Here is a 7,365-nt window from a genome sequence, read left to right on the forward strand (position 1 = left end):
GGTAGTGCCCCGATAAGCAGGATGAGTTTTCGTAACCCGCTGATACTTTAAGCGTATTTCACACAGTCATCCCATGGATTGGGGCACTACCGATCGCCGGAGTGGACAGCCGCCGATCACTGAGCGGACCCGTGTTGCGGAGAGGCTCAGCCCAAGCGGGCGGTGCATCCAGGTGATTCGGGCTTAGGCGTGCACGGCCTTGCGATTTGATCCGATCCACTGGGCGAGCACCCCGACAGCAGCAGCGCGGCGGGGTTAGCGGGCCGAGATCGTCGGGCCAAGCTTGCCGGGATCAGCCTCGTGGCCTACCGATCCTCATCAGAGCCTGCCTTGCGCACGGCATCAAGCCAATCCTCTCCATCTTGGCTCAGGAGCAGCTGATCACCGAAGTCTTCAAGTTGCCGCAGGTTGTCGATGTGAGCAAGCACCGGCTCAGTCTGCTCGGCGATGGCGGGGCCAAAGCGACGACGGGCCTGACGCACAAGCATATGTCGCATGGCATTCAAGCCCCGTTCAAGGCCCTGCTCAACGCCCTGCTCAAGGCCCTCACGCTTCCATTGATCAGTCCAGGTTTCTACATTGTCAGCAAGCATGTCATACACCTCGGTGAGATCATTGAGCGGCGGCATGTCGACGCCCGGCAATCGCTTGGGGAGAAAGACGCGGCCAAACCAGACCGCAAACGCACGACGCAGACCGGTTTGCTCGGGGGCTTGGAGCCAGTTGACCAGCGCTTGCAGGATACTCAGTACGTCCTCGGCACCCCGGCTGGCCTCAAGCCGGAACAAGGCGGTGCAGAGGTTGTGCTCGGGCAGCGTGCCGGCCTTGGCCCGTTGCTGTTCATCGAGCAGCAGGTAGGCTTGCCGTGGCCGATAGCTGTCCAGCACCGCTGGCGCAGGCTCAATCAGCGGGTCCAGGGTGTCAGCGGCGCTCCAAGGGCTGGCACCATTGTAGAGCACGAGCGGGAGCACGGGCGGCAAACGCCCTCTCTCGCTCAAGGACTCGGCGCGGATCAGGGTCCTGATAGAGCAGCCCGAGATAGGTCTGGATGCGCACCGCCATCCAGGGGTCAATGGTCGACTGAAACTCGATCAGCAGATAGACATACAGCCAGTCCGAGCCCCAGCGCAGCCGCCAGATGATGTCATCGGCGCGGTCGCGTAGATCATCGGTCACATAACTGCCGCTGCAGCGTTCTAGTGTGGAGAGGTCGAGCGCCTTGACCCAGGCACCGGGCACGAAGCCGCGCAGCAGGTCGCTCACCATGGCGCTATGGCTGTAGAGCAGTTTGTAGCCGCTGTCGTGGCTGGGTTCGCGGCGGCGGTTTTGGGTGTTGCCGGGTGTCTTCATAGGCGATCGCCAGGATCTGTGTTGATCGGTGGTGCTGCTTAAGCGCAGAGGCAATCACCGCCTGAGCCGGCCGGTGCCGCAGCGCTCACAGCCGTCGCCACAGCACCCGCTCCACCCCGAGCGCGACCACGGCAAAGGCGCGCAGATCCTTCAGCCCATGGCGCTCGATCAGCGTGTCGCCGTAGTCACGCGCCTGGGCTTCGGCTTCATCGAGCTTGGCTTTCACGGCTGGGCGTTCGGCGAGCGCCTCGCGTGATTGCTCGCGCACCTGCTCGCCGCTCAGGCCGAGGTCTTTGAGGCTGAGGTATTTGAACTCCAGCAACAGATCGAGCGCCTGAAAGCGGCGCTTGTCCGGGCGCACGATCAGCGCGAGATCCGCATAGCCGCGCTCGGTCTCCAATTCGGAGACGGCCATGTAGAGCCGGTCATCGAACAGCAGGGTGAGAAAGGCGAATTTGACCAGCAGTTCGTTGCTCCAGCGATAGTCACGGTTGGAGAGCACGCGGAAATAGCTTTGTTCGATCAGGTCGCAGAGGGGCGCTAGATCGCCATGCTGACCGAGGGCGCGCACGACGTCTTGGAGGTCGCGGGAGCGTCCGGTCGATGGCAGCCAGCGCTCGCGCAGGCGTTCGACATAGAGGCCGCGCGCGACCAGGTTGGGGATGTTTTGCCGAAGCGGCGCGGGCGCAGGAAGATGAGTTGCCGCCCCGCCTGCTCCAGGGTGGGAAGACGATCCGTGCGGTCGAGGTACCAATAATCCTCCTCGCGCAGGGTGCCAAAATCACTGAGGCCGTAGGGGAAGTGCATGGGGCGGCGCCTGTTGCGGGTACGTTATGCCTGAGCATAGCAGGCGCGGCGTTGATGTCGTTTGCGCAAGATGAGGCGACGCTTTTCAGCCTCGGCATGGGGTTGAGGCAGTGGATCAGCCGCGCGGTGGGGTTCAGTGCCAAGCAGGGCCTTGAAGACACATGAAGCGGGCAACCAATGCATCCGGCTCGGCAACGGCGTGCATTGAAAGGTCAGCGCCATGTCGAATACGCTGAATGCTGGGCGCGGCCCGCCATGCTCGGCCTGATGGAGCGGGCACCATGGCTTACTGCTACCCTTGACCATTCGGAACCGATCTATGAGAGCCCTGCCCTGATGCGCTTTTTCAATACCGAGGGGCCGGTGCGGGCCGATGAGCATTACCTGCTGCCGCCGCTCCAGCGTTGGCGCCTCGATGAGGTGCGGACGCTGATTTCGCAGAAGAAATACTTCCTGCTCCACGCCCCGCGCCAAACCGGCAAGACCTCCTGCTTGCTGGCTTTGCTGGAGCATCTCAATCGCGAGGGCCGCTATCAGGCCGTCTATGCCAATCTGGAGGGCGCGCAGGCCTATCGCGAGCGTCTCGATCCGGCGATGGCGACCATCGTCACGGACATTGCCACGTGGGCGAGCGATGGCGTCGGTGATACCGAGGCGCCAGCCTTGGCGCGCGAGGTGCTAGCGCAAACCCCACCGGGCTCAGCGCTGGGGGTCTTCTTGAGCCGCTGGTGCGCGCGCCTGGAGCGCCCCTTGGTGCTCTTGCTCGACGAGGTCGACGCCCTGGTTGGCGACACCCTGGTCTCGCTGCTGCGCCAGTTGCGCGCTGGTTATACCAAGCGCCCAGCGCACGCCCCGAATACGGTGATCCTCTGTGGTGTGCGCGACCTGCGCGACTACCGTATCCATGCCCGCTCCGAGCCCGCGCCGATCACCGGCGGTAGTGCCTTCAACATCAAGGCCGAGTCGCTGCGCCTGGGGGATTTCAGCGCGGTGGAAACGCGGACCTTGCTGACAGAGCACACTCAGGACACCGGCCAGGTCTTTACCCCGGAGGCGCTCGATCGGGTGTGGATGTTGACCCAGGGTCAGCCGTGGCTGGTCAATGCGCTGGCCTATGAGTGCTGTTTTCGCATGCCGGAGGGGCGTGATCGCGCGCGGCCGATTGATGTGGCCCTGATTGACCAGGCCAAGGAGCAGCTGATCCTCAGGCGCGTGACCCATCTCGATCAGTTGGCTGATAAGCTGCGCGAGGAGCGAGTGCGGCGCATCATTGAGCCGATGCTAGCCGGCGAGGCGCTGGAACAGCTGCCGCTCAGCGATCTTGAGTATCTGACTGATCTCGGACTCTTGCGCCAGCGCGATGGCGGTGGCATCGAGATCGCCAATCCGATCTATCGCGAGGTCTTACCGCGCATCCTGGCGCTGGTGCCTCAGGCTTCACTGCCGCGCATCGCCCCGACCTGGCTTGACGCGCAGGGCCAACTTGATTCAGAGGCACTGCTGGAGGCCTTTCTCAGCTTCTGGCGCCAGCACGGCGAGCCGCTGCTCAAAAGCGCGCCCTATCATGAGATCGCCCCGCATCTGGTGTTGATGGCCTTTCTGCATCGGGTGGTCAACGGCGGCGGCAGCTTGGAGCGCGAGTACGCCATCGGCGCCGGGCGCATGGATCTCTGCCTGCGCTATGGCGCGGTGACGCTGGGCATCGAGCTCAAGGTCTGGCGCGATGGGCGGCCTGATCCGCTCACGCAGGGGCTAGAACAGCTCGATGACTATCTGGCTGGTTTGGGGCTGGCGGACGGTTGGCTGGTGCTCTTTGATCGCCGGAGTGGACAGCCGCCGATCGCTGAGCGGACCCGTGTTGCGGAGAGGCTCAGCCCAAGCGGGCGGTGTATCCAGGTGATTCGGGCTTAGGCGTGCACGGCCTTGCGATTTGATCCGATCCACTGGGCGAGCACCCCGACAGCAGCAGCGCGGCGGGGTTAGCGGGCCGAGATCGTCGGGCCAAGCTTGCCGGGATCAGCCTCGTGGCCTACCGATCCTCATCAGAGCCTGCCTTGCGCACGGCATCAAGCCAATCCTCTCCATCTTGGCTCAGGAGCAGCTGATCACCGAAGTCTTCAAGTTGCCGCAGGTTGTCGATGTGAGCAAGCACCGGCTCAGTCTGCTCGGCGATGGCGGGGCCAAAGCGACGACGGGCCTGACGCACAAGCATATGTCGCATGGCATTCAAGCCCCGTTCAAGGCCCTGCTCAACGCCCTGCTCAAGGCCCTCACGCTTCCATTGATCAGTCCAGGTTTCTACATTGTCAGCAAGCATGTCATACACCTCGGTGAGATCATTGAGCGGCGGCATGTCGACGCCCGGCAATCGCTTGGGGAGAAAGACGCGGCCAAACCAGACCGCAAACGCACGACGCAGACCGGTTTGCTCGGGGGCTTGGAGCCAGTTGACCAGCGCTTGCAGGATACTCAGTACGTCCTCGGCACCCCGGCTGGCCTCAAGCCGGAACAAGGCGGTGCAGAGGTTGTGCTCGGGCAGCGTGCCGGCCTTGGCCCGTTGCTGTTCATCGAGCAGCAGGTAGGCTTGCCGTGGCCGATAGCTGTCCAGCACCGCTGGCGCAGGCTCAATCAGCGGGTCCAGGGTGTCAGCGGCGCTCCAAGGGCTGGCACCATTGTAGAGCACGAGCGGGAGCACGGGCGGCAAACGCCCTCTCTCGCTCAAGGACTCGGCGCGGATCAGGTCCTGATAGAGCAGCCCGAGATAGGTCTGGATGCGCACCGCCATCCAGGGGTCGATGGTCGACTGAAACTCGATCAGCAGATAGACATACAGCCAGTCCGAGCCCCAGCGCAGCCGCCAGATGATGTCATCGGCGCGGTCGCGCAGATCATCGGTGACATAGCTGCCGCTGCAGCGCTCTAGTGTGGAGAGGTCGAGCGCCTTGACCCAGGCACCGGGCACGAAACCGCGCAGCAGGTCGCTCACCATGGCGCTATGGCTGTAGAGCAGTTTGTAGCCGCTGTCGTGGCTGGGTTCGCGGCGGCGGTTTTGGGTGTTGCCGGGTGTCTTCATAGGCGATCGCCAGGATCTGTGTTGATCGGTGGTGCTGCTTAAGCGCAGAGGCAATCACCGCCTGAGCCGGCCGGTGCCGCAGCGCTCACAGCCGTCGCCACAGCACCCGCTCCACCCCGAGCGCGACCACGGCAAAGGCGCGCAGATCCTTCAGCCCATGGCGCTCGATCAGCGTGTCGCCGTAGTCACGCGCCTGGGCTTCGGCTTCATCGAGCTTGGCTTTCACGGCTGGGCGTTCGGCGAGCGCCTCGCGTGATTGCTCGCGCACCTGCTCGCCGCTCAGGCCGAGGTCTTTGAGGCTGAGGTATTTGAACTCCAGCAACAGATCGAGCGCCTGAAAGCGGCGCTTGTCCGGGCGCACGATCAGCGCGAGATCCGCATAGCCGCGCTCGGTCTCCAATTCGGAGACGGCCATGTAGAGCCGGTCATCGAACAGCAGGGTGAGAAAGGCGAATTTGACCAGCAGTTCGTTGCTCCAACGATAGTCGCGGTTGGAGAGCACGCGGAAGTAGCTTTGTTCGATCAGGTCGCAGAGGGGCGCTAGATCGCCATGCTGACCGAGGGCGCGCACGACGTCTTGGAGGTCGCGGGAGCGTCCGGTCGATGGCAGCCAGCACTCGCGCAGGCGCTCGACATAGAGGCCCCGGGCGACCAGGTTGGGGATGCGCAGTCGGCATTCGTCGAAGGCGCTGAGGCCGTTGAGGGTGAGGATGCCGAAGAAGTACAGCAGCGAGGCCATGAACGGCTGATCTTTCACGGCGGCCAGCACATCGGCGACGCCGAAGCGTTGCACCAATTCGGGGATCAGGATGCGGTCATCGCCGCTGAGGGCCTCGATCAGCAGGTCTTCGCCTTGGGGCAACTGGGCGATGTACATCAGCTTGTTGCGGTCCATGGCCAGGTTTTCGTCGAGCATGCGGCGGGGGTATTGGCCTTGAGTGGCGAGGGCCTTGAAGAAGTACAGGCTCAGGGTGGGGTTGTAGAGGCTTTCTTCAGCGGCTTCGCTAAAGCGATAGCCGTTGTAAAAGGTGCGCATGGTCTCGAGCGCGGCGGGTGCGCTCCAATCGCCACCCTCGCCACTCTCCCCAGCGAGTTGGTTGAGCACCGTCGCGACCTCGGCCTCGGTGAAGCCGCAGAGGTCGTTGAACTGCGATAGTAGATAGATGTCTTCGCCGACGTTGTAGCCGCTGGTCATATCGCTCATCACCACCGGGGAGACGCCAGTGATGAAGACGCGGTCGAGTCCCAGACCGCCAGCGGCGGCCTTGACCGATTTGAACACGGTCTTCAGCAGTCCCTCGCCTTGCAGCAGCGTCTGGTAGCGGTCTTGGCTGCCGGGGCGCGCGGCCATCAGCACTTCGTTGGCGAAATTGTCGTATTCGTCGATCAGCAGGTAGAGCTTGTGCGGGGTTTGGGAGAGGCTGCTGAGCAGCGACTCCCAGGAGGAGATGGCGTGCTCTGGCGTGATGCTGATCGGTCGGGGTAGCTGTGACGCATAGCGGTGCTGGAAGGCGGTGATGCGGTCATTGATGTGCCGATGCACCGCGTCTTCGATGTCGGCGATCTCGCCATGGGCGGGGATCAGGGAGAAGTCCCATTTCAGCACGAAGTATTGATTGTGCAGCGCGGTCGGCTCACGGCCGATGGCGAGATTGCCGAACAACTCGCCAAACTGCTCGGCGCGGTTGAGATCGTAGTAGTGCTCGAGCATCGACAAGAGCAGGCTTTTGCCGAAGCGGCGCGGGCGCAGGAAGATCAGCTGATCACCAGCGGCTTCGAGCGCGGGAATGCGATCGGTGCGGTCGAGGTACCAATAATCCTGCGCGCGCAGTTTGCCAAAATCGCTGAGGCCGTAGGGGAAGTGCATGGTGGGCGCCTGTTGCGGGTGCGGTATGCCTGAGCTTAGCAGTCGCGCCGCTGCTGGAAACCCGCCGTCTATGCAGCCGCCTGGCAGACCAACTCTACTCAGACCTTTTTATCAAGCGGCTGACATCAGACCAGACGGTATTTGAATCGGTGCGCACTTGCGCGCATCGGTGCCGGCAGCTCCCACCCAGACAGCTCAAAAAAACGATCATCGCCGAGGTCAAAGCGATCTCGTTGGATTAATATTGCTGGCCTTTGCGCTCGTGATT

General features: G+C 63.1%; 5 protein-coding genes and 2 pseudogenes. 1 reads left to right on the forward strand and 6 read right to left on the reverse strand.

Annotated features, from left to right (window positions below; translation table 11 throughout):
• Nucleotides 1–305 precede the first annotated feature (305 nt).
• The 4 genes and pseudogenes from VBE63_RS22685 to VBE63_RS22700 all read right to left on the reverse strand — a co-directional run.
• Complete coding sequence (locus VBE63_RS22685; RefSeq protein ID WP_323685288.1) at nucleotides 306–971, reverse strand: hypothetical protein; 666 nt, start codon at nucleotides 969–971, stop codon at nucleotides 306–308.
• Nucleotides 922–1,350 (reverse strand): Rpn family recombination-promoting nuclease/putative transposase, encoded by a 429-nt coding sequence (locus VBE63_RS22690; RefSeq protein ID WP_323685289.1) that lies wholly within the window; start codon nucleotides 1,348–1,350, stop codon nucleotides 922–924. Before VBE63_RS22690 ends, VBE63_RS22685 begins: the two co-directional genes overlap by 50 nt.
• An 85-nt stretch (nucleotides 1,351–1,435) precedes the next feature.
• Nucleotides 1,436–2,023, reverse strand: a pseudogene (locus tag VBE63_RS22695) (PD-(D/E)XK nuclease domain-containing protein); the annotation flags it as partial.
• 50 nt (nucleotides 2,024–2,073) lie between these two features.
• Nucleotides 2,074–2,157, reverse strand: a pseudogene (locus tag VBE63_RS22700) (hypothetical protein); the annotation flags it as partial.
• A gap of 336 nt (nucleotides 2,158–2,493) precedes the next feature.
• Between VBE63_RS22700 and VBE63_RS22705 the strand changes: the two are divergent.
• A complete protein-coding gene (locus VBE63_RS22705; RefSeq protein ID WP_323685290.1) occupies nucleotides 2,494–4,068 on the forward strand; it encodes an ATP-binding protein in 1,575 nt (524 codons plus the stop codon).
• A gap of 118 nt (nucleotides 4,069–4,186) precedes the next feature.
• On the opposite strand, the gene VBE63_RS22710 is transcribed toward VBE63_RS22705, so the two are convergent.
• Nucleotides 4,187–5,230 (reverse strand): Rpn family recombination-promoting nuclease/putative transposase, encoded by a 1,044-nt coding sequence (locus tag VBE63_RS22710; RefSeq protein ID WP_323685291.1) that lies wholly within the window; start codon nucleotides 5,228–5,230, stop codon nucleotides 4,187–4,189.
• Between the two features lie 85 nt (nucleotides 5,231–5,315).
• Entirely contained in the window at nucleotides 5,316–7,097 is a 1,782-nt protein-coding gene (locus VBE63_RS22715; protein ID WP_323685292.1) for an AAA family ATPase, read from the reverse strand.
• Nucleotides 7,098–7,365 lie beyond the last annotated feature (268 nt).

The organism is Lamprobacter sp. (assembly GCF_034860625.1).
GTDB lineage: Bacteria > Pseudomonadota > Gammaproteobacteria > Chromatiales > Chromatiaceae > Lamprobacter.

Excerpts from the sequence above, each read along its gene's own strand:
- VBE63_RS22705 (WP_323685290.1), top strand. The coding sequence starts at position 2,494 with ATGCGCTTTTTCAATACCGAGGGGCCGGTGCGGGCCGATGAGCATTAC.
- VBE63_RS22715 (WP_323685292.1), bottom strand. The coding sequence starts at position 7,097 with ATGCACTTCCCCTACGGCCTCAGCGATTTTGGCAAACTGCGCGCGCAG.
- VBE63_RS22710 (WP_323685291.1), bottom strand. The coding sequence starts at position 5,230 with ATGAAGACACCCGGCAACACCCAAAACCGCCGCCGCGAACCCAGCCAC.
- VBE63_RS22690 (WP_323685289.1), bottom strand. The coding sequence starts at position 1,350 with ATGAAGACACCCGGCAACACCCAAAACCGCCGCCGCGAACCCAGCCAC.